This window comes from Rhodococcus sp. NPDC060084 (genome assembly GCF_042730335.1).
Classification (GTDB): Bacteria; Actinomycetota; Actinomycetes; order Mycobacteriales; family Mycobacteriaceae; genus Rhodococcus.
Map to the genome: position 1 here is coordinate 32,379 of NZ_JBHWWX010000015.1, position 23,583 is coordinate 55,961.

3 protein-coding genes are annotated in these 23,583 nt (G+C 71.9%); 2 read left to right on the forward strand and 1 reads right to left on the reverse strand.

Translation table 11 applies throughout. The features are described 5' to 3' along the window. The first annotated feature begins 10 nt into the window (after positions 1 to 10). A complete protein-coding gene (locus ACFWBU_RS10795) occupies positions 11 to 388 on the forward strand; it encodes a hypothetical protein (RefSeq protein WP_169653141.1) in 378 nt (125 codons plus the stop codon). Beyond that, entirely contained in the window at positions 385 to 978 is a 594-nt protein-coding gene (locus tag ACFWBU_RS10800) for a zeta toxin family protein (protein WP_378528231.1), read from the forward strand. The genes ACFWBU_RS10795 and ACFWBU_RS10800 overlap by 4 nt, the downstream gene beginning before the upstream one ends. A 29-nt stretch (positions 979 to 1,007) precedes the next feature. On the opposite strand, the gene ACFWBU_RS10805 is transcribed toward ACFWBU_RS10800, so the two are convergent. Beyond that, entirely contained in the window at positions 1,008 to 23,069 is a 22,062-nt protein-coding gene (locus ACFWBU_RS10805) for a non-ribosomal peptide synthase/polyketide synthase (RefSeq protein WP_378528232.1), read from the reverse strand. Positions 23,070 to 23,583 lie beyond the last annotated feature (514 nt).

A 23,583-nucleotide genomic window follows, 5' to 3' on the forward strand; every position in this document is an offset into this window, starting at 1 on the left:
GGAGTACGTCATGACGAACGTCGTCGACAAGGTGACCAGGTTCTCGTCGGAGCTCGTCGACGCGGCCGCATCCGAAGGTGAACGGGAAAACCGTTCGGCCCGTCAGCAACTCGAACACTGGGCGCGCGTCGGCCGCGAGGTGTCCAACCAGCGGCAGGTCGCGCGGCGCCGCGTCGAGGCCGCGCTCGCCGGGCGGGTACCGCTGCGCGAACTCTCCGACGAAGAAGGCGTGGTGTTCAACGCCGAGATTGCCGCAGCTCTCGAAGAATCCCTCGCGACCGGTCACCACGTCACCGATCGCGCCGCGCGGGGCCTCGCGTCGGTGGTGCTCGACGACCAGGGCCGCGTCGTCAAGCATCTGCCTGACGGCACCCAGATCGTTCTGTGAGGCGACTCGATCTCGTCGTCGGACCCAACGGATCCGGAAAAACGACGTTCGTCGAGCAGCGTCTCGCTCCCCTGCTGCCCGGCAGCGTGTTCGTCAATGCTGATGTGATCGCCAAGCAGCGATGGCCGGACAGCCCCGAGGAACACTCCTATGAGGCCGCGCAGATCGCCACGACCATCCGCGACACCCTCATCGACCAGGGTGAATCGTTCATCGCCGAGACGGTGTTCTCGCACCCGTCCAAACTCGACCTGATCGACCGGGCGCACCGCGCCGGCTATGTGGTGGTGCTGCACGTGGTGCTGGTGCCCGTCGAACTGTCCGTCGCGCGTGTCGCCGAACGCGTCGTCGAAGGGGGCCATCGGGTCCCCGAAGAGAAGATCCGCTCCCGTTTCGAGCGGGTGTGGCCGCTGGTGGCGGACGCGATCGACCGGGCCGACCACTCGACCGTCTACGACAACACCGCCGCGGACGTCACCCGCATCGCGGCGCGTTTCGTCGACGGCGACCCGGTCGGCGAGGTGGCGTGGCCGTCGTGGGCTCCTGCCGCGCTGACCGGAGCGCCGACGGCACCGACCGCGCAGACCTGACGGCGACCGGCCCGACGCCCGGGCGCGGTTCACCGCCGCGATCCGGTACCGATGCGCGGGTACCGCCGCCCGCGCCGCAGGTGCGAATCGCTCTCCTCGAGCCGGGCGCGGAGCACCGCGGCGATGGTGTCCACCGCAGGCGCCGCCACCATCTCGTGGTGTTCGACGTCGAGACGGTACTGGTGCAGCATCCCGTCGACGAGGTCGTGCCACGCGGTGACCGCCGGCACGGAGGTCGACGACCGCAGGGCGGTGAAGAACAGCGCGTCGCCGAGGAAGGTGTCCGGGGAATGTCGCCGCACCGCGCGGGTGGCCGCGGCCGACCCGAGGTGCAACCGTTCGAGATGGCGCGGTGTCAGTCCGGTGGGACCGCCGAACGTGTCCTCGAGCAGGTCCAGTGCATCGTCGTAGCTGGGGTCCGGCCCGCCGTTGGTGGCGACCCCGAGATCGCGGAGCATGTCCTTGACCTCGACCGGCGCCGAACCGCCGGGAACACCGAGATGGCTGTCGATCAGCGCGAGGGTGTCGACGGGGGCTCCACCGCGTTGCAGTTCGACGGCGACGGCATGCGCCACGACCCCGCCGAGAGACCAGCCCAGCAGGTGGTAGGGACCGTCCGGCTGCGCGCGGCGGATCTCGTCGGCGTAGCGGCGGGCCAGCGCCGGGATCGATTCGACGATCTCTCCCGTGCTCAGCGCCGGTAGTTGCAGGCCGTAGACGCCGCGCCCGCCGAGCCGTTCGGTCAGCCCGGTGTACGCCCAGGCCAGGCCCGCGGCCGGGTGGACGCAGAACAGCGCCGGTCCGGTGCCGGTGCGGAGCGGGACCAGGATCCGCAGCGCGTCGTCGATGGTGTCCTGCTCCCCCGGTGCGCGCAGATGGGCGGCGAGGTCGGCGACGGTGGGATGGGCGAAGAGCACCTGTAGCGGGATCCGCCGGTCCAGGCGGCGGGACAGGTCCGGTACCAGCCGGGTCGCGAGCAGTGAACTGCCGCCGAGGGCGAAGAAGCTGTCGTCGACCGACACCGTGTCGAGCCCGAGGTGGTCGGCGAAGACGTCCGCGACGGTGCGTTCCAGTTCGTCCCCCGGGGCGCGGTGTGCTCCGGAGATGCCGGCGAACTCCGGGACCGGGAGCGCACCCCGATCGAGTTTGCCGGCGGGCGTGAGGGGGATCTCGTCGAGCGCGATCACGGTGGTGGGCACCATGTGCGCCGGGAGGCGGGCGGCGGCGAAGTCCCGGAGCGCGGACGGGTCGGGTGCGGGGACGGTGGTGGCCCGCACGTAGCTGACCAGCACGGTTTCGCCGGACGGTGCGGTGTAGCCGAGGGTGTGGGCGAAGTCGAGGTCGTCGTGGGCGGTCAGGACGGTGTCGATCTCCCCCGGTTCGATGCGGAACCCGCGCACCTTGATCTGGAAGTCGGAACGGCCCACGTAATCGAGCCGGTGGTCGCCGGTCCAGCGCACGACGTCGCCGGTGCGGTACATGCGGGCGCCGGGACGGTCGCTGTACGGATCGGCGACGAACCGGGTGGCGGTCAGGCCGGGCCGGTGGTGGTAGCCGCGGGCCAGTCCTGCGCCGGCGACGTAGAGTTCCCCGGCCACCCCCACCGGCACGGGCCCGAGCCGGGCGTCGAGGACGGCGGCGGTGGCGCCGCGGGTGGGACGGCCGATGGTGACGTGGTCGCCGGCATTCAGCGGCTCCCCGAGCGAGGTCATGATCGTCGCCTCGGTGGGGCCGTACGCGTCGATCATGCGATGCCCGTCGGCCCAGCGCGTCACCAGTTCCGGTGGGCACGCCTCCCCCGCGACGAGCAGCACCTGCAGGTCCGGGACCTGGGCGGGGTCGAGGGACGCCAGCGTGGTGGGCGTGACGAACGCGTGCGAGACGCGGTGGTGCCGCAGCACAGCGGCGAGGTCTTCCCCGCCGTACACCTCGGAGGGCACGAGCACCAGGGTGGCGCCCGCGCACAGCGCCATCATCTGTTCGAAGATCGACGCGTCGAAGCTCGGTGAGGCCAGGTGCGAGACGCGGCTGTCCGGCGCGACCCGCAAATGGTGCCGTTCGTCCGCGGCGAGGTTGCCGAGACCGCGGTGGGTGACGGTCACTCCCTTGGGCCGGCCCGTCGACCCGGAGGTGTAGATGAGGTAAGCGGGATGGTCGGGGCGCAGCGGTGCGGCGCGGTCCGCGTCGGTGACCGGGCCGGTACTGCGGTGCGCCAGGTCGTCGCGGATCTCGTCGTCGTCGAGGACGAGCCACTGCACCGTGCGGGGCAGGTGTTCGAGGTGGGCGGCGACGGTGACACCGAGTGTCGCGGCGCTGTCGTCGAGCATGTAGGCGATGCGGTCCGCCGGGTACGTCGGGTCGACCGGGACGAACGCGGCGCCGGTGCGGGTGGTGGCCCACACCGCGGTGATCTCCTCTGCCGAACGCGGCAACGCGAGCGCGACCACCGTGTCCGGGGCAGCTCCCCGGTCGAGCAGCAACCGGGCCAGCGCAGCGGAGCGCGCCTCGACATCCCGGTAGCTCAACACGGTGTCGCCGTCGACGAGCGCGGTCCCGGTGGGGTTCGCCGCGACGGCGTCGTCGAGCAGGTCCGGCCACAACCGTGTCGGTTCGCCCGCCGGACCGGTGGCGGGCACCAGCGCCGCCCGTTCGGAGTCGGTGAGCAGGTCCAGGTCGCCGACGGGGACGCCGGGATCGGTGGTGACGGCGTCGAGGAGCCGGACGAAGCGGTCCGCGAATCGGGCGACGGTGTCCTGATCGAACAGGTCGGTGGCGTAGACGAACGCGGCGTCCATGCCGCCGGCCGGGTCGGCGGATTCGCCGAGGAGCAGTTCGAGGTCGAAGTTGCACGACTGCGGGTCGAGCTGGACTCCCTCGACGGTCAGGTGCGGCAGTTCGAGCGCGGGCCGTTCGGTGTTGTGGAATTCGAGCGAAACCTGGAAGAGCGGGGAATGCGCGGTCGAGCGGGCCGGTTCGACCGCCTCGACGACCCGTTCGAACGGCAGGTCGGTGTGGGCGAACGCGTCGAGGTCGTCGTGGGTGACGCTGTCGAGCAGGGTGGTGAACGGTGCGGCGCCGGGGATCCGGGTGCGCAGCACGACGGTGTTGACGAACATGCCGATCAGGTCGTCGAGTGCGCGGTGCCCGCGCCCGGCGATCGGGGACCCGATGGCGATGTCGTCGCTGCCGGACAGGCGGGCCAGCAGCACGGCGAGAGCGGTGTGCACGGTCATGAACAAGGTGGTGCCGTGCGCGGAGGCCAGCCGGGTGAGCCGGCTGTGCAGCGCGGGATCGATCGGGAACCGCACGATGTCGCCGCGGAACGACTGCTGGGCCGGCCGCGGCCGGTCGGTAGGCAGGGTCAGCACGTCGGGCAGGCCGTCGAGGGTGGTGCGCCAGTACTCGGCCTGCGCGGCGGCGAGGGACTGCGGGTCGGTGGGGTCGCCGAGCCGGTCGAGTTGCCACAGCGTGTAGTCGGGGTATTGGACGGGCAGCGGTGTCCAGGTGGGGGCTTCGTTGCGGCTGCGGGCCTGGTAGGCGCCGAGCAGGTCGCGGGCGAGCGGGACGGTGGAAGCACCGTCGGCGGCGATGTGGTGCACCACGAGCACGGCGAGGTGCTCGTCGCGGTCGAGGGCGAACACCCGGGCCCGGAACGGGATGTCGACGGTGACGTCGAATCCGGTGGCGAGGAAGTCGGCGACGGCGCTGTACACGCCGTCGGCGTCGGCCGGCACCACGTCGACGGTCAGCGGGACGTCGTCGGCGTCGAGGATGCGTTGCCGCGGCCCGGCGGCGGAGGCCGGGTAGACGGTGCGCAGGCTCTCGTGCCGTGCGATGACGTCGTGCAGCGCTGCCCCGAGCGCGGCCGGGGACAGGTGGCCGCTGAGCCGGATGGCGAGGGGGATGTTGTAGGAGGCGCTGCCGGGGTCGAACTGGTTGAGGAACCAGAGGCGTTGCTGCGCCGGGGACAGCGGGATGTGGTCGGGGCGGGGCCGCGGAGCCGGGCCGGCGGTGTCGCGGCCGGGGGCGGTGTCGGTATCGAGTCGGGTGGCGAGCATCCGCACGGTGGGGGCTTCGAACAGGGTGCGGACGGCGATGTCGCGGCCGAGCCGGTCGCCGAGGCGGGCCACGGCGCGGGTCGCGATCAGGGAGTTGCCGCCGATGTCGAAGAAGTTGTCGGTCACGGAGATGCGCTCGAGGCCGAGAACGTCGGCGAAGTCGTCGGCGACGGCGGTTTCCAGGTCGCCGTGGGGTGGCTCGTAGGCGCCGGTGGCGGTCAGGTCCGGGACGGGCAGGGCACGGCGGTCGAGTTTGCCGACCGGGGTGAGTGGGATCGTGTCGAGGACGGTGACGGCGGTCGGCACCATGTGCTCCGGAAGGAGCTGTGCCAGATGGTCTTTGATGTCGTCGGGGTCGATGGTGCTGCCGGCTGCGGGGTGGACGTGCCCGACGAGCACGGTGTCGCCGCTCGGTGCGGTGTGTGCGACGGTCACCGCGAACGACACCGCAGGATGGGCGGTCAGGGCGGCGTCGATCTCGCCGAGTTCGACGCGGAACCCGCGGATCTTGACCTGGAAGTCGGCGCGGCCGAGGTATTCGAGACCGGGACCGTCGTCCGGATCGCCGGTCCACCGCACAATGTCTCCGGTGCGGTACATGCGCTCCCCCGGCGTGCCGTACGGGTCGGCGACGAACCGGGAGGCGGTCAGCGCCGGCCGGGCATGGTAGCCGCGGGCGAGCCCGAATCCGGCCAGGTACAACTCCCCCGCGACGCCGTGCGGGACCGGGCGCAGCGCGGGATCGAGCACCACGGCGTGCACTCCGCGCAGCGGACCGCCGAGGGTGAGCGGGTCGTGGGGACCGAGCGGGTCGCTGATCGCGGCCATGACCGTTGTCTCGGTGGGGCCGTACCCGTTGACGAGGCGGCGGTGTGGCGCCCAGGTGTCGCGCAGTTCGGGGGGCCACGCTTCGCCGCCGACGGCGAGGTCGACGAACGCGGTCAGGTCGGCCGGGTCGAGGGACGCGAGCGCGGCCGGGGTGAGGAACCCGTGGGTCACGCCGGTCTCGCGGAGCAGGCGACCGAGTTCGGCGCCGCCGTACACGTGCGGAGGAATCACGACGAGGGTGGCACCGGACCCGAACGCGAGCAGGTATTCGAAGATCGACGCGTCGAAACTCGGGGACGAGAAGTGCAGGACGCGGGCGCCGGGTCCGGCGCGGAACCGGTCCTGCTGCTCGCGCGCGAAGTTGTCGAGACTGCGGTGGGTGGTGAGCACCCCTTTGGGGCGGCCGGTCGAACCGGAGGTGTAGATCACGTAGGCGGCGTGGTCGAGGCGCAGCGGCACGATGCGGTCCCGGTCGGTGATCGGTGCCGGATCGGTGGCGGCGAGCGGCCCGGTCAGGGCGGGGTCGTCGAGGACGAGCCAGCGGACCGTGCCGGGCAGGTCGGCGACGTGCGCGGTGGTGGTCAGGCCGACGGTGGCACCGCAGTCGTCGAGCATGAACGCGATCCGCTCGGCCGGGTAGCGGGGATCGGCCGGGACGAACGCCGCACCGGTCTTGGTGATCGCCCACAGTGCGACGAGGGATTCGACGGAGCGGGCGATGCCGAGCGCGACGAAGGTTTCCGGCCCGATGCCCTCGTCGAGCAGGACCCGGGCCAGCCGGGTGGAGCGCTCGTCGAGGTCGCGGTAGGTGACGGTGCGGTCGGTGCCGCCGGGGGCGGGGTCGAGCACCGCGACGGTGTCGGGATGCGCGGCGGCCGTGGCGGTGAGCAGGTCGGGCAGGGTGGCGACGCTACCGCCGACCGGTCCGTGGACCGGGGTGAGGGTGCGCCGTTCGGTGGTGGTGAGTACGTCGATGCCGGCGGCGGGTGCGGTCGGGTCGCCGGCGAGCGCGTCGAGGGTGCGGGCGATGCGGTCGGCGATGGTGGTGACCTCGGTGCGGTCGAACACCTCCGGGAGGTACTTCATCCGCAGGTGTACCGCGTCGTCGGTGTGCACCACGACGCTGAGCGGGTAGTGCGCGGCGTCGCGGCCGGTGATGTCGGCGACCCGGATGCCGCCGATGTCGGTGTCGCGGTCGAGGCCGGCGCGTTCGACCGGATACGACTCGAAGACGGTGAGGGTGTCGAAGCGGGCGGCGGCACCGACGTGCCGGTCGAGGGTGCTCAGGTCGATGTGGTGGTGGTCGAGCAGCGCGGTCTGTTCCGACCGGACCCGGTCGACGAGCCCGCCGACGGTGTCGCCGGGGCGGACCGCGACCCGGACCGGCACGGTGTTGATGAACAGGCCCACCATCGATTCGATGCCGGGGACCTGTGGTGGGCGGCCGGAGACGGTGGCGCCGAACACCACGTCGGTGCGGCCGGTGAGCGCTCCGAGGACGAGCCCCCACGCGGTCTGGACGAGGGTGTTGACGGTGACGCCGCGTGCCACGGCGATCTCGTCGAGGCGCGCGGACAGCGTCGGGTCGAGGTCGATGTCGAGGTCTTCGGAGATGCCGGCGCCGTGCGCGGACCGGTGCTGCGGGGCGAGCAGGGTCGGTTCGTCGAGACCGTCGAGGGCATGTCGGTAGGCGTCGATCGATGCGGCCGGGTCACGGTCGGCAAGCCACTGCAGGTACGTGCCGTAGCTGTGCGGACGGTCCAGGACGGCGGGGTCGCCGTCGGTGGCGTAGAGCACCAGCAGTTCGCGGATCAGGACGGGGGTGGACCAGCCGTCGAGCAGCAGGTGATGGTTGGTCAGGGCGACCAGGTGCCGGTCGGGGTGGGTGCGGATGACGGTGGCGCGCAGCAGCGGTGGGTGCGTGGTGTCGAAGCGGGTGTGCCGGTCGGTGTCGAGCAGTTCCGTCGCGGCGGCGTCGGGATCGGGGTCGTCGGTGGTGTCGACGACCGTGAACGGGACGTCGACGTGGGTGGGGACGACCTGCAGGTGGCCGTCGGGGCCGGTGGTGAACGCGGCCCGCAGGTTGGGGTGCCGGTCGAGCAGCATCTCGAGGGCGCGCCGCCACCGGGCGGGATCGAGGGGGCCGCGCAGGTCGAGGACGAGTTGCACGATGTAGGCGTCGGGGTCGTCCCCGGCGAGCAACGCGTGGAACAGCAGCCCGGTGTGCAGCGGCGCGGTGGGCCACACCGTGTCGAGAGGCCCGTAGCGCTGTTCGAGGTCTTCGATGGTGTCCTGCGGCAGCCGCACCAGCGGCAGGTCGGACGGGGTCAGTCCCCCGGTGTCCGGGTTGCGGGTGTGCCGGGTCAGCGCGGTGGCCGCGGCGGTGAACCGGTCGCTCAGTTCGGTGAGGTCGGCGGTGTCGAGCAGACCGGCGGGGGCGGACCAGTGCGCGCGCAGGACCGGTCCGTCGGGCGTGTCGACGGTGACGGCGTTGATGTCGACGACGGCGGCGGCCGGCATGTCGGGGTCCTGGGTGCCGCCGTGCGGGAACCCGGCGACGGGCAGCCACGGGATGTCGGTGCCGCCGCCGGTGCCGGCGGTGGGACGTCCGAGGTAGTTGAAGCTGATCTGGGGTGCAGGGTGGGCGGCGAGCTGGTGGCCGGTGTCGGCGTCGAGGTAGCGCAGCAGCCCGTAGCCGATGCCGTGGTCGGGGACGGCCGCGAGGTGTTCCTTGACGGTTTTGACGGCGCGGCCGGCGGCGGGACCGGCGGCCAGCGCGTCGTCGAGGTCGATGCCGGACAGGTCCAGACGCAGCGGGTGGATGGTGGTGAACCAGCCGACGGTGCCCGACAGGTCGGCGCCCGGGGCGGCGGCGGTATCGCGGCCGTGCCCTTCCAGGTTGAGCAGCACGCTGGTGGTGTCCTCACCGCGCTCGCGTCGCCATCCGGTCACGGCGAGGGCGACGGCGGTGAGCAGACCGTGGTCGACGCTGCCGTGAAAGGCGGCGGGCACGGTGGTGAGCATCGCGTCGGTGACGGCGGTGGGCAGATCCGCGACGACGCTGGTGACGGTGTCGTTGGTGTCGCGGGCCGGGTCGAACGGCCGGTGGCCGAGCGGCGGGTCGTCGCCGGTGAGCATGTCGCGCCAGTAGTCGGCTTCGGCGCGGCGCGACGGATCGTGGGCGGCGTCGACGAGGGCGTGCGCCCAGCGCCGCACCGAAGTCCCGGCCGGGGGTGGCAGCAGCGGCCCGGCGGGGTCGTCGTGGGCGGCGACACCCCAGGCGGCGGCGAGGTCGGGTACGAGGATGCGCCACGACACGCCGTCGACGGCGAGGTGGTGGACGACGATGAGCAGCCGTCCGGCGCCGCTGGTGGCGTCGAACCACACGATCTGCAGCACGTGCCCGGCGGTCGGGTCGAGACGGTCGGCGGCGGCGTCGAGTTCGGTGGCGGCGAGGGCGAAGAAGTCGTCGGTGTCGGCGGCGCTGGTCACCGGGACCCGGTGGACGACGGTGCCGGCGGTGACGGTGCCGGGGGGGTCGACGTGCAGGCCGTATCCGGCGGGTGAGGCCGGGTCGGGGGCCAGGCGGGCCCGCAGCATGTCGTGCCGGTCGAGCACGGCGTCGACGACCGCGGTGAGGGTGGCGTCGTCGAGTCCGGTGGGCAGGCGCAACAGCACCGCCTGGGAGTACCGGTCGAAGTGGCCGCCGCGGTCGAGCATCCAGTGCACGATCGGGGGTAGCGGCAGCGCGCCGACTCCCCCGCCGGGCAGTTCGGGGAGCACCGCGGGGGCGTCGGTGGTGCCGGCGACCGCGGCGAGACCGGCGGGGCTCTTGTGCTCGAACACGGCGCGCGGCGTGAGGTCGAGGCCGAGAGCTTTGGCGCGGGAGACCAGTTGGATGGACATGATCGAGTCGCCGCCGAGGGCGAAGAACGAATCGTCCACCCCGACGGTGTCGAGTCCGAGGACCTGCGCGAACAGATCGACGAGGGTCCGTTCGACGCCGTCGGTGGGTGCGCGGCCGGAACTGGTGCGGTCCGCGAAGTCGGGCGCGGGCAGCGCCCGCCGGTCGAGTTTTCCGGTGGCGGTGACCGGCAGCGAGTCGAGGACGACGAGGGTGGCGGGCAGCATGTAGGCGGCCAGATCGGCCGCGGCGCGGTCGAGGGTGGCGGTCACGTCGAGGTCGGTGCCGGTTTCGGGGACGACGTAGCCGACGATCCGGTCGGTGCCGGACCGGTCGTCGGTGTGCACGACCGCGATGGCGCGGGCGACGCCGGGGCAGCGCAGCAGCACCGTTTCGATTTCGCCGAGTTCGATGCGGAACCCGCGCAGTTGCACCTGGAAGTCGCTGCGCCCCAAGTACTCGAGGTCACCGTCGCGGGTACGGCGGGCGCGGTCGCCGGTGCGGTACAGCCGCGCCCCGGGCGGACCGTACGGGTCGGCGACGAACCGGGACGCTGTCAGGTCGGGACGCCCGAGGTAGCCGTGGCTCAACTGCTCCCCCGACACGTACAGTTCTCCCGCCACGCCGGGCGCCACCGGGTGCAGCCGGGCGTCGAGCAGATGCAACCGCAGTGCGGGCAGCGGATCGCCGATGAGGCTGGCGGTGGCGGTGGCGGCGCGGTGCCGGTCCAGAGCCAGGGCGGTGACGTGCACGGTGGTTTCGGTGATGCCGTACATGTTCACCAGCGTCGGGGCGGTGTCGCCGTACCGGCGGTACCACCGTTCGAGTTGCGCCAGGTCGAGGGCCTCACCACCGAAGATCACCCGGCGCAGCGGCAGGGGCGCACCGCCGGCGGCGCGGTCGGCTTCGATGAGCTGATAGAACGCCGTGGGGGTCTGGTTGAGGACGGTGACCTGCTCGCGGCGAAGCAATTCCAGGAAGTCCTGGGGCGCGCGGGCGGTGTGGTAGTCGACCACGACGAGCCGGCCGCCGTGGGCCAGGGCGCCCCACAGTTCCCAGACCGAGAAGTCGAAGGCGTAGGAGTGGAACATCGTCCACACGTCGCGGTGATCGAATCCGAACATCTCCCGCGTGTCGTCGAGCAGCGTGACGACGGTGCGGTGCGGCACGACAACGCCTTTGGGCCGGCCGGTCGAGCCGGAGGTGTAGATGACGTACGCGGTCGATTCGGGATGCAGCGGGCCGTGCCGGTCGGCGTCGGTCAGGGCGGTACCGGGCAGCGCGGCGAGTTCCGCGTGCACCTCCGGGCTGTCGAGGTGGATCGCCGGTACGGGCGTGTCCGGCAGCGACCCGGCGTGATCGCCCGTGGTGACGGTGCACACCGGTTGCGCGTCGCGGTAGATGTGGGCGAGCCGCTCGGCCGGGAAGGTGACGTCGACGGGCAGGTAGCCGGCCCCGGTGTCGAGCACCGCGAGGAGCGCGACGACGAGATCGGAGGTGCGGGGCAGCGCGACGGCGACGAGGGTGCCCGGCCCGGCGCCGTGGCCGAGCAGCAGCCGCGCCAGCCGGTGCACCCGCGCGTCGAGGTCCCGGTAGGTGAGGTCGCCGTCCGCGGCGGTGACGGCGACGGCGTCGGGATCACGGTCGGCGCCGCGGCGGAACAGGTCGAGCAGGGTGTCGGTGCCGGGGACGCGTAGTGCGTCGGCGCGGCGGGGATGTTCGCCGGGGGCGAGCAGGTCCACGTCGCCGACGGGTCGTTGCGGGTCGGTGGTGACCGCGTCGAGCAGCCGCACGAACCGGTCCGCGAAGTCGGCGACGGTGTCGGCGTCGAACAGGTCGGTGGCGTAGGTGAATCCGCCGGACATTCCCGACGCGTCCGGCTCTTCCTGCAGGGACAGTTGCAGGTCGAATTTCGCGACGGGCAGGTCGGTGTCGAGTGCGTCGACGGTCAGTTCGGGCAGGTCGAGGTGGGCGCGCTCGTTGTTCTGGAATTCGAGGACCACCTGGAACAGGGGGGAATGGTCGGTGGCTCGGGTGGGGGCGAGCGCGTCGACGAGTTTTTCGAAGGGCAGTTCGGTGTGCCCGAACGCGGACAGGTCGATTTCCCGGGTGCGGTCGAGGTGGTCGGAGAACGACAGTCCCCCGGAGACGGGGGTGCGCAGCACCACGGTGTCGACGAACATGCCGACGAGGTCGTCGAGGGCGCGGTGTCCGCGGCCGGCGACGGGGGTGCCGACGGCGATGTCGTCGGTGCCCGACAACCGGGCCAGCAGCACTGCGAGCGCGGCGTGCACGGTCATGAACACGGTGGCGCTGTGGGCGGCGGCGAGCGCGGAGATCCGGCGGTGCAGGTCCGCGTCGAGGGTGAACCGCACGATGTCGCCGTGGAAGGTGCGGTGCGCCGGTCGGGGCCGGTCGGTGGGCAGGGGCAGCAGTTCGGGGAGGTCGGCGAGGGTCTCGCGCCAGTAGCGGAGTTGGGTGGTGGCCAGGGACTCGGGGTCGGTGGGGTCGCCGAGCAGTGCCTGCTGCCAGAGCGCATAGTCGGCGTATTGCACGGTCAGCGGCGCGGCGGACGGCGCGGAGCCGCGGGTCCGGTCCAGGTAGGCCCCCATCAGGTCACGGGCCAGCGGCGCCATCGATGCCCCGTCCGCGGCGATGTGGTGCACCACCACGGCGAGGACGTGCACGTCGGAGTGGTCGGTGCCGGGGTGTTCGGTGCCGGAATCGGTGTCCGGCTCGTCGGGGAGTACGCGCAGCAGTCGCACCCGCACCGGCACGGCCGAGGCGACATCGAAGCCGGCGGAGACGAACTCGAGCAGCGCGCCGGGCAGATCGGCGGCGGTGATCGGCACCGGGGTGGGGTCGGCGAGAACCCGGCCGGTGTCGGTGACCACCTGATGGGGGCCGTGCTCGTCTTCCGGATACCAGGTGCGCAGGATCTCGTGCCGGTCCAGGACGTCGCCCACGGCGGCGATCAGGGCGGGCAGATCCAGGCGGCCGGTCAACCGGATCGCGAGCGGAATGTTGTACGCGGCGGAGTCGGTGTCGAACTGGTTGACGAACCACATCCGTTGCTGCGCCGGGGACAGCGGAAGGCGCTCCGGACGCGGCCCGGCGGTGAGCGGCACCCGCCCGTGGCCCCCGTGGTCGTCGAGGACACGCACCGCCAGCGCCCGCACCGTGGGTGCCTCGAACAGCGCGCGCACCCCGGCGTCGGTACCGAGCGCGGTGTTGATGCGGGCCACGACACGCGTCGCGATCAACGAGTTGCCGCCGAGATCGAAGAAGTTGTCGTCGACGGAGACGCGCGGGTGGCCGAGGACCTCGGCGACGATCCCGGCGAGGACCCGTTCGACGTCGGAGGTGGGCGCCCGGTAGTCGCCGCCGGTGGCGGCGAGGTCGGGGACGGGCAGGGCGCGCCGATCGAGCTTCCCGACCGGGGTCAGCGGAATCTCGTCGAGCACCACGACGGTGGCGGGCACCATGTGCGCCGGGAGGGACGCGGCGAGATGGGTGCGCAGGGTGTGCGGGTCCGGGTCGGCGGCCGGTTCGGGCAGCACATAGGACACCAGTACGGTGTCGCCGCTCGGTGCGGTGTGCCCGAGGGTGTGGGCGAACACCACCTCGGGGTGGGCGGTCAGTGCCGCGTCGATCTCGCCGAGTTCGATGCGGAACCCGCGCACCTTGACCTGGAAGTCGGAGCGGCCGAGATATTCGACGGTGCCGTCGGAGCGCCACCGCACGATGTCGCCGGTGCGGTACATCCGCTCCCCCGGCGCGCCGTACGGGTCGGCGACGAACCGGGCGGCGGTCAGGTCGGGGCGGTGATGGTAGCCGCGCGCCACACCGGCACCCGCGATGTACAGTTCGCCGGCCACCCCGGTCGGGACGGGCCGCAGCCGGTCGTCGAGCACCACCTGGTGGAAGCCGATGGCGGGGCCGCCGACGGTGACGGTGTACCCGGGTTGCAGGGGCGCGCTGACGCTGGTTTCGATGGTCGCTTCGGACGGACCGTACCCGTTGAACATCTGCCGGCCCGGCGCCCACCGGGTCACGAGGTCCGGGGGGCACGCCTCCCCCGCGACGACGAGCACCTGCAAGGTGTCCAGGCCCGCCGGGTCGAGCGAGGCGAGGGCGGTGGGTGTGACGAAGGCGTGGGTGACCCGTTCCTCGCGCAGCAACCGGGCCAGTTCGTCGCCGCCGTACACGTCCGGCGGCACGATCACCAAGGTGGCGCCGGCGCAGAACGCCTTGGTGAACTCGAAGATCGAGGCGTCGAAGCTCGGGGACGCCAGGTGCGAGACACGGGCGGTGTGGGTGAGCGTGAAGTGGCTGCGCACCTCGGCGTGCAGGTTGGCCATGCCCCTGTGGGTGACCACCACGCCCTTGGGCCGGCCGGTCGATCCGGAGGTGTAGATCAGATAGGCCGGGTGGTCGAGATGCAGCGGCGCGGTGCGGTCGAGGTCGGTCACGGGCGCATCGGAGGTCTCCTCGATGCGGCGGCGCACGCCCGGATCGTCGAGGATCAGCCACGGCACCGTGTCGGGCAGCGCGGCGGCATGGTCGGTGGTGGTGATGCCGATGGCAGCGGAACAGTCCGCGAGCATGTAGGCGATGCGGTCGGGTGGGTACGCGGGGTCGACGGGGACGAACGCCGCACCGGTCTTGGTCACCGCCCACACCACGGCCGCCGACTCGACCGAACGCGACAACCCGAGGGCCACCACCGATTCCGGTCCGATGCCGGAGTCGATGAGCAGCCGCGCGACGCGCGTGGACCACTCGTCGAGTTCGCCGTAGGTCACCTCGCGGCCCCGGAACGACAGGGCGACCGCGTCCGGCACGATGGCCGCGATCGACGACAGCAGTTCCGGCCACGACTGGGGGGAGACCGGCGGCAGGCCGCGGGCGGGTGCCAGCGCGGCGAGTTCACGTCCGGTGACGATGTCGATGTTGCCGACCGGCACGGTGGGAGTGGTGCCGATGGTCTCGACGATCCGCACGAACCGGTCGGCGAACGACGCCACGGTGGTCTCGTCGAACAGGTCGGTGGCGTAGGTGAACGCGGCGCGGATCCCGGCGGGTCCGTTCTCGTCGGCGGTTTCGGCGATCGACAACTGCAGGTCGAAGTGCGACAGTCCCGGTTGCAGGTCCAGCACCGAGGCGGTCAGCCCCGGCAACCGGACGTCGGGCCGCTCGGTGTCCTGGAACTCGAGCAGCACCTGGAACAGCGGTGAATACGCCGTGGACCGGGGCGGGTCGAGGACTTCGACGAGGCGCTCGAACGGGACGTCCGCGTGCCCGAAGGCGGCGAGGTCGGCGTCCCGGAGATGGCCGAGCAGGTCGGCGAACGTGTCGGTTTCGTCGACGTGGCTGCGCAGCACGACGGTGTTGACGAACATCCCGACGAGGTCGTCGAGGTTGCGGTGGCCACGTCCGGCGACGGGGGTGCCGACGACGACGTCGGTGGTGGCGGCGAGCCGCGCGAGCAGCACCGTGAGCGCGGCGTGCACGACCATGAACACCGAGGCGTCGTGGCGGCGGGCCACCGCCACCAGCTGCCGGTGGGTGGCCGCGTCGACGGTGAACGGCACCTGGGCGCCGCGCAGGCTCTGCTGCACGGGGCGTGGCCGGTCCAGGGGCAGTTCGAGCAGTTCCGGGGTGTCGTCGAGGGTGGTGCGCCAGAACTGGAGTTGCCGGGCGGCGACCGAGGTGGGGTCGTTCTCGTCGCCGAGGATGCGGTGCTGCCACAGGGTGTAGTCGGCGTAGTGCACGGGCAGCGGGGCCCACTGCGGTGGCTGCCCGGCGCGGCGGGCGGTGTACGCGGTCATGATGTCGCGGGCCAGGGGGCCCATCGAGAACCCGTCGGCGGTGACGTGGTGCACGACCAGCACCAGGATGTGTTCGGTTTCGGAGACGGCCAGTACCCGGATGCGGGTGGGGATTTCGGTGGCCACGTCGAATCCGGCGCCCACGATGCGGGCGATCTGCGCGTCGGGGTCCGCGGCGTCGGGGGTGCCGTCGAGGGGCACCACCGCGAATTCGGGTGGGGCCGCGGCGGCGGGCACCACCACCTGCACGGGACCGGCGTCGGTGAACGGGTAACGGGTGCGCAGGGATTCGTGCCGGGCGACGACGTCACTCACGGCGTGCCGCAGCGCGGTGAGGTCGAGGTCCCCGGACAACCGGAGGGCGACAGCGATGTTGTAGGCCGGTGAGCTGGTGTCGAACTGGTTGATGAACCAGATGCGCTGCTGCGCCGGGGACAGCGGGATCGGGTCGGGCCGGGGGCCGGCGACCGGCGCGGGCCGGGTGGCGGCGGCGCGGTCGGGGGCGCTCAGGTGCGCGGCGAGGTCGGCGACGGTGGGATGGTCGAACAGGTCCCGGATCCCGACGTCGGTATCGAGGGTCGCGGCGAGCCGGGCGGCCAGGCGCATCGCGAGCAGCGAGGTGCCGCCCAGGTCGAGGAAGTTGTCGTCCGCGCCGACGGTCGGGCTGCCGAGCAGGTCCGCGAACGCCGCGGCGACGAGTTCTTCGTGCGGGGTGCGCGGGGGCCGGTACAGGGCGGTGGCTCCGGTGCGTGCCGGTTCGGGCAGCGCGCGGCGGTCGAGTTTGCCGTTGGGGCCGACGGGGAGCCGGTCGAGCACCGTCAGCGCGGCGGGCACCATGTAGCCCGGCAGGCGGGCGGCGGCGAACGCGGTCAGGGCCGCGGTGTCGACGGCGCGGTCGGGTCGCGGCACGACATATCCGGCGAGTTGGTCGTCCTCGCGCCGGTAGACGACCACGACGGCCTGCGCGACATCGGGGTGGCTGCGCAGCACCTGTTCGACTTCGCCGAGTTCGATGCGCAGGCCGCGTACCTTGACCTGGAAGTCGGTGCGGCCCAGGTACATCAGGGCACCGTCGCGGCGCCAGGTGGCGAGGTCGCCGGTGCGGTACATGCGGCTGCCGGCGGGTCCGTACGGGTCGGGCACGAACCGTTCCGCGGTGGGTGCGGGACGGTCGAGGTAACCGCGGGCGAGCTGGATGCCGGCGAGATACAGTTCCCCGGCCGCTCCCGGGGGGACGGGATGCAGGCGCGCGTCGAGCACGTAGGTGCGGGTGTTCCACACCGGGGTGCCGATGGGTACCGCACCGGTGTCGGCGGGGCCGGTGGGCCACGCGGTGACGTCCACGGCGGCTTCGGTCGGCCCGTACAGGTTGTGCAGCGCGGCGCCGGGCAGCGCCTCGCGGGTCGCGGCGGCGGTGGTCGCGGGCAGCGCTTCCCCGGAGGCGAACAGCAGCCGCAGCGACCGGCCGCGTCCGGCGGTGACGGCGTCGACGAACACTTCGAGCATCGACGGGACGAAATGCGCGACGGTGACCTGTTGTTCGTCGATCAGTTGCAGCAGGTAGGCGGGGTCGCGGTGGCCACCGGGTTCGGCGAGGACGAGATGCGCCCCGACCTGCAGCGGCCAGAAGAACTCCCACACCGACACGTCGAACGTGGCGGGGGTTTTCTGGACGACGGTGTCGGCGGCGGTCAACGGGTACGTGTGCTGCATCCAGCGCAGCCGGTTGACGATGGCGTCGTGCGCGACCGCGACACCTTTGGGCCGGCCGGTCGAACCGGAGGTGAACAGCACGTAGGCGAGGGTGTCGCCGGTCGGGCCGGGCCGGTGCTCGACCGTGGGTGCGGTCGCGGGTGCGCTCGTGGTGTCGAGGGTGTCCAAGTCCAGGACGGGGGTGCCGGGCGGCAGGGTGAGGCGGTCGCGTTCGCGGGTCAGTACCGTCACCGGGTGCGCGGTGTCGAGGACGTAGCGCAGCCGCTCGGGCGGGTGCTCGGGGTCGAGCGGCAGGTAGGCGGCACCGGTCTTGACGATGGCGTACATGCCGACGAGCAGGTCCAGCGAGCGGGGTACGGCGAGCGCGACCACCTGTTCGGGTCCGGCGCCGGCGTCGAGGAGCACATGGGCGAGGCGGTTGGCGGCCGCGTCGAAGTCGGCGTAGTCGAGGGTGTGGCCGTCCGCCGTGACGGCCGGGGCGTGCGGGGTCGCGGCGGCCTGTGCGGCGAACAGGTCGCCGAGTGTCGCGTCGCTGCGCGGCGCGGTGGTGGCGTTCCAGTCGTGCAGGATGCGAGTGCGCTCGGCGGGGGTGAGCAGATCGACGTCGCCGACGGGGGTGGCAGGTGCGGCGACGAGCGCGGCGAGCAACCGCACGAAGCTGTCGCCGAAGGCGACGGCGGTGTCATGGTCGAACAGATCGGTCGCGTACGACAGGGCTCCGGCGAGGGTGACGGGAGTGCCGTCGTCGCCGGGAACATCGCTCAGGAGCAGATGCAGATCGTATTTTGTGGTGGCCGTGTCGATTTCGGCGATGTCGATGGTCAGGTCCTGCAACGCGAGGTGCGCGGTCTCGTTGTTCTGGAAGGCCAGCATCACCTGCACCAGAGGTGAGTACGCCTCCGAGCGGGCGCCGGCGAGGGTGTCGGCGAGCCGGTCAAACGGCAGGTCGGCGTGCGCGAACGCGTCGAGGTCGTCGTCGCGGACGGCGGTGAGCAGGTCGCCGAATGCGCGATCGCCGCGGATGGTGCTGCGCAGGGCGACGGTGTTGACGAACATGCCCACCAGGTCGTCGAGCGCGGGGTCCCCGCGACCGGAGACCGGGGTGCCGATGGTGATGTCGTCGCTGCCCGAGAGGCGCGCCACCAGCACCGCGAGGGCGGCGTGCACGACCATGAACGGGGTCGCTCCGGCGGTGCGGGCCAGCGTGTCGACCGCGCGGTACAGCTGCGGGTCGAGGTCGAAGCGGACGGTGTCGCCGCGGAAGGATTGCCGCGGTGGGCGGGGCCGGTCGGTGGGCAGGGCCGTCAGGTCCGGGGCACCGGCGAGCCGGTCGCGCCAGTAGTCGAGTTGCGTCGCGGCCCGTGACTGCGGATCGGCGGGGTCGCCGAGCAGCCGGTCGAACCACAGGGTGTAGTCGGCGTACTGGACGGGCAGCGGTGTCCACGCCGGTGCGGCGCCGTGGATGCGGGCGGCGTAGGCGGAGACCAGATCACGGGCCAGCGGCGCCATCGACGCGCCGTCCGCGGCGATGTGGTGCACGACCACCGCCAGTACGTGCTCGTCGTCGGCGGTGGTGAACAGGCGGACCCGCACCGGCAGGTCGGTGGTGACATCGAAACCGGCGGTGGTGAATTCGGCGACGGCGGCGTCGAGGTCGGCGGCGTCGATCGGGACGGCGGTCAGGTCCGGCCCGAGGTCGCCGGTGGGCACGACCCGCTGGATCGGCCCGTCGGGGGTGGCGGGAAAGACCGTGCGCAGCGTTTCGTGCCGGTCGAGCAGGTCGGTGACGGCGGCGGTGAGCGCCGCGGTGTCGAGCGGGCCTGCCAGGTGCAATGCCACCGGGATGTTGTAGGCCGCGGAGCCGGGGTCGAGTTGGTTGACGAACCACAGCCGCTGCTGCGCGGCCGAGACCGGGACCCGGTCCGGGCGCGGCCCGGCGATCAGCGGGATGCGGTCGGTGGGGGCCTCGCCGATCTGTGCGGCCAGGGTGTGCGCGGTGGGCGCCTCGAACAGTGTCCGCACTCCCAGGTCGGCGCCGAGTGCGTCGTTGAGCCGTGAGATCACCCGGGTGGCGATCAGCGAGTTGCCGCCGAGGTCGAAAAAGCTGTCGTGGACGCCGATGCCGGATACGCCGAGTTGGTCGGCGAACACCTGTGTGATGGTCTCCTCGGTGGCCGTCGCCGGTGCCGTGCCGGCCGGGCCGGCGGTCCCGAACACCGGTTCCGGCAGGGCGCGGCGGTCGAGTTTGCCGACCGCGGTGAGTGGGATCTCGTCGAGTTCGACGAGCGCGGCCGGCACCATGTGGGCGGGCAGGCGGCGCGCCAGGTGCTCGAGGAGCGTGTCGTGGTCCACGGTGCGGCCGGGTTCGGGCAGCGCGTAGGACACCAGGACGGTATCGCCGGACGGACCGGTGCGGCCGAGGGTGGCGGCGAACGCGATGTCGGGATGGTCGGTGAGGGCGGTGTCGATTTCGCCGAGTTCGATGCGGAACCCGCGGATCTTGACCTGGAAATCGGAGCGCCCCAGGTATTCGGCGGTGGGGGCGCCGTCGGGGGTGGGCCGCCATCGCACCACGTCGCCGGTGCGGTACATGCGACTGCCTGCGGGTCCGTGCGGGTCGGCGACGAACCGGGTTGCGGTCAGTCCCGGGTTGCGGTGGTAACCGCGGGTCACGCCGGGTCCGCCGACGTAGAGTTCGCCGGTCACCCCGGTGGGGACCGGGCGTAGCCGCGCGTCGAGGATCACCTCGTCGACGCCGCACACGGGCGTGCCGATGGTGATCGGTTCGCCGGGGACGAGCGGGTCGGTGACGTTGACGACGATGGTGGTTTCGGTGGGGCCGTAGGCGTTGAACATGCGCCGTCCGGGAGCCCACCGGGCCGCCAGTTCCGGAGGGCAGGCCTCGCCCGCGACGGTGATCGCCTGACAGCCGATCCCGGCCGGGTCGACGGAGGCGAGTGCGGCCGGCGTGGAGAAGGCATGGGTGATCCGCTCGTCGCGCAGCAACCGGGCCAGTTCGTCGCCGCCGTACACGTGGGCGGGGATCACCACCAGGGTCGCGCCGATGGCGAACGCGGTCATGTATTCGAAGATCGAGGCGTCGAAGCTCGGTGACGAGAAGTGCGAGACGCGGGCCGTGGGCTCGGGGGCGAGCCGCGAGTGCAGTGTCACCGACAGATTTGCCAGGCCGTGGTGCGGGACCACGACTCCTTTGGGGCGGCCGGTGGAGCCGGAGGTGTAGATCAGGTAGGCGGGATGGCCGGTGCGCAGAGGCGCCCGGCGGTCGATGTCGGTCAGTGCGGTCGCGTCGGTGCCCGCGATGCGGGTGCGCACCGCCGGGTCGTCGAGGACGAGCCAGTCCACGTCGTCGGGCAGCGCGTCGCGGTGCGCCCGTGTCGTCAACCCGAGGACGGAGCCGGAATCGCCGAGCATGTACTCGATCCGGTCGCGGGGATAGGCAGGGTCGATCGGTACGAACGCCGCACCGGATTTCGCGACCGCCCAGATCGCGGCGACGGATTCGAGGGATCGGCCGATTCCCAGCGCGACGTATCGCTCGGGGCCGGCGCCGGCCGCGACGAGCATTCTCGCGACCCGGTTGGACCACTCGTCGAGTTCCCGGTAGGTCAGTGCATGGTCTCCGCAGGTCAGCGCCACCGAGTCGGGCACGATCGCCGCGACGCCGGTCAGGATCTCCGGCAGCGTCTGCGGGGAGGTCGCCGGCCGGCCACGTGCGGGCAGGAAGCCGTCGAGTTCGTCGTCGCCGACGACGGGAAGAGCACCGAGCGGGGTCGCGGGGGCGGTGGCGGCGGTATCGAGCACGCGGGCCAGGCGGGTGACGAACCCTCGGGCGGTGTCCTCGTCCACTGCCTCGGGCCGGTACCGGACGTGGACGTGCGCCCCGTCGTTGCCGGCGGTGAGGTGCAACGTCAGCGCGGTGGTGCCGGGCTGCGGGAGTGTTGCGGACGAGTCGGTGAGGCCGACGGCCACGGGGACGGCCGCGCCGGTGAGCACCGCGGGGTCGACGTCGGCGTGGGTGGCGGCGTCGCGGGCGAGCCCGCGTATCCGGTCCAGGTACTGCTCGAACGGCACGGTGGGGTCGACGTCGCTGCGCAAGGGCAACACGGCGGTGTCGGCCGGGGCGCCCACGAGGGTGTCCCGGCTGCCGGTGAGCACCGAGGTGACCACCGACGTCGCGGCGACCAGCACGGACTCCGGGTCGGCGGCGTGGTCCCGGAGCAACTGTGCGGTGCCGGGTGCGACGGGCAGATCGGTGTCGAACTCGGCAACCGGCGTATCTGCAGTTGCGGAGTCCGGGCCGGCGGCTGCGGGCCGCGGCAAGGCGAGGTGGTCGGGAGCGTCGGCGAGGACGGCCTGCCAATAGGTGGCGGCCTCGGCGGCGCGCGCACGCTGGACACCGATCGCTGCAGTCTCCGGGTCGATCCCGGCGACGGGAGCGTCGCCGTCGGCCTGCAGGAATGCGGTGAGCAGTCCCACGAACCGGCGATGGTGCGCGCGCAACTCCGGGTCGTCGTACCGGTGCGGATTACCTCGGAAATCGATGAAAGTCGTAGCTGGGGTGCCACTTTGGTAGATGTTGACGAGCAGGTCCTCGACCGGTCCGGACGTCATGATGTGGAATTCGCCGCGCAGGTCGCCGAGCAGGATCTCCTGCCGGAAGAGCATCACGTTGATGGTGGGACCGGCGTAGGCGTGCGGGGCGGTGGTGCCGGATTCCCGGCGGATGTCCTCGATGCTGCACCGCTGGTGCCGCAGCGCCCCGGTCAGTTCCAGCTGCACGCGCCGCACCAGCGCGGTGCGGGTGTCGTCCGGGTCGATGTGCAGGTGCAGCGGTGCGGTGTTGACGAGCATGCCGCCCGACCGGCGGGCCGAGGCGGTGGTGCGGGCGGAGACCGGCAGGTTCACCACCACATCGTCGGTGCCGGTCATCCGCGCCAGGTAGCACCCGAACGCGGCGACCACCGCGGCGGTGGACGACGATCCGGCGTCCTCGTCGACGGCGGTCAGGGCAGTCACCAGGTCGTCGGGCAACGGGATGCTCGACAGCAACGACACCGGGGCGAGCGGTCCGGTGCGGGTGGCCAGCGACGAGCCGTCCTCGAGGCCGGCGACGCGCTCCATCCAGTAGTCCCGGTCGGAGGCGTACCGGGAGGAAGCCCGGTAGTCGCGGTCCCAGTCGTAGAGGGTGCGCAGGTCGGCGGCGCGCGACGGTTCGGGATCGCGTCCTTCGACGGCCGCGGTGTAGAGCGCGGCGATGCGGTTGACCATGGTCATCGCCGCGTAGCCGTCGAGTGCGACGTGATGGATCCGGCCGTACCAGAGATAGCGGGCATCGCCGACCCGCAGCAGCGTCATGTTCATCAGCGGGTCGTGCGCGAGGTCGACCGGACGGGAGTAGTCCGCCGTCATCCACCGGTGCGCGGCGTCGAGCGGGTCCGGGTCGGCACGGAAATCGACCAGTTCGATCGGTTTCGCTGCCAAGGCCGGGTCGACGTACTGGTACGGCTCGCCGTCGACCTCCACGACCCGGAGGCAGGCGGACTGGAACTCGCCGCCCGCGACGTACCCGGCCTGCCGTACCCGGTCGATGTCGAGTTCTCCGGGCAGATCGACGTACTGGGCGATGCAGATCGGCACCTCGGGTGCGAGTTGCTGCGCAAACCAGATCGAGCGTTGTGCGGACGAAAGCGGAAAAGCATCGGGTGGTAGCTGCAGACGACGCTGTCGCAACGACATGTCCCCTCCGAGAGCGATGTTGGCGTAAACGGCGCGCCCCCGACATCGCGTCGGGGCCGATGCTCGTCGAACTTCTCTCGCCGAGACCGGCCCCCGTGTCGTGTTCCCGGGTGTAACCGGGAGCACTCCCCCAAGTTAGACCAGAATGGCGCGGGATTGCCCGCATTCGGTCAGAGGTAGCCGGAAATACATCGGATATCGAAATTCGATCTTGGATGTGCGCGGAATTCTTTACCGAACATTTCCTCGACCCTGTCACAACAATTACGCGAAATGTCCCGGAAGCGTGCCGGCGGCGCACCTGATCTTCCGGTGTGGGGTAAATGTCCCGAATGCTCGGAGATATCAGCGAAATCCCCCGGAGCGGAGGGGTGAATCCCTATCCTCAGGTTTTGGTACCCCCGTACGCGTCAGAAGGTTTCCCGCTGCCGCGCACGTCCGCGTCACGCACTCCCGCCTCACCGTGTGCCCGGGCCCCGTCGCCCGCGGATCACGCTGCTCGCCGCCTTCCCGC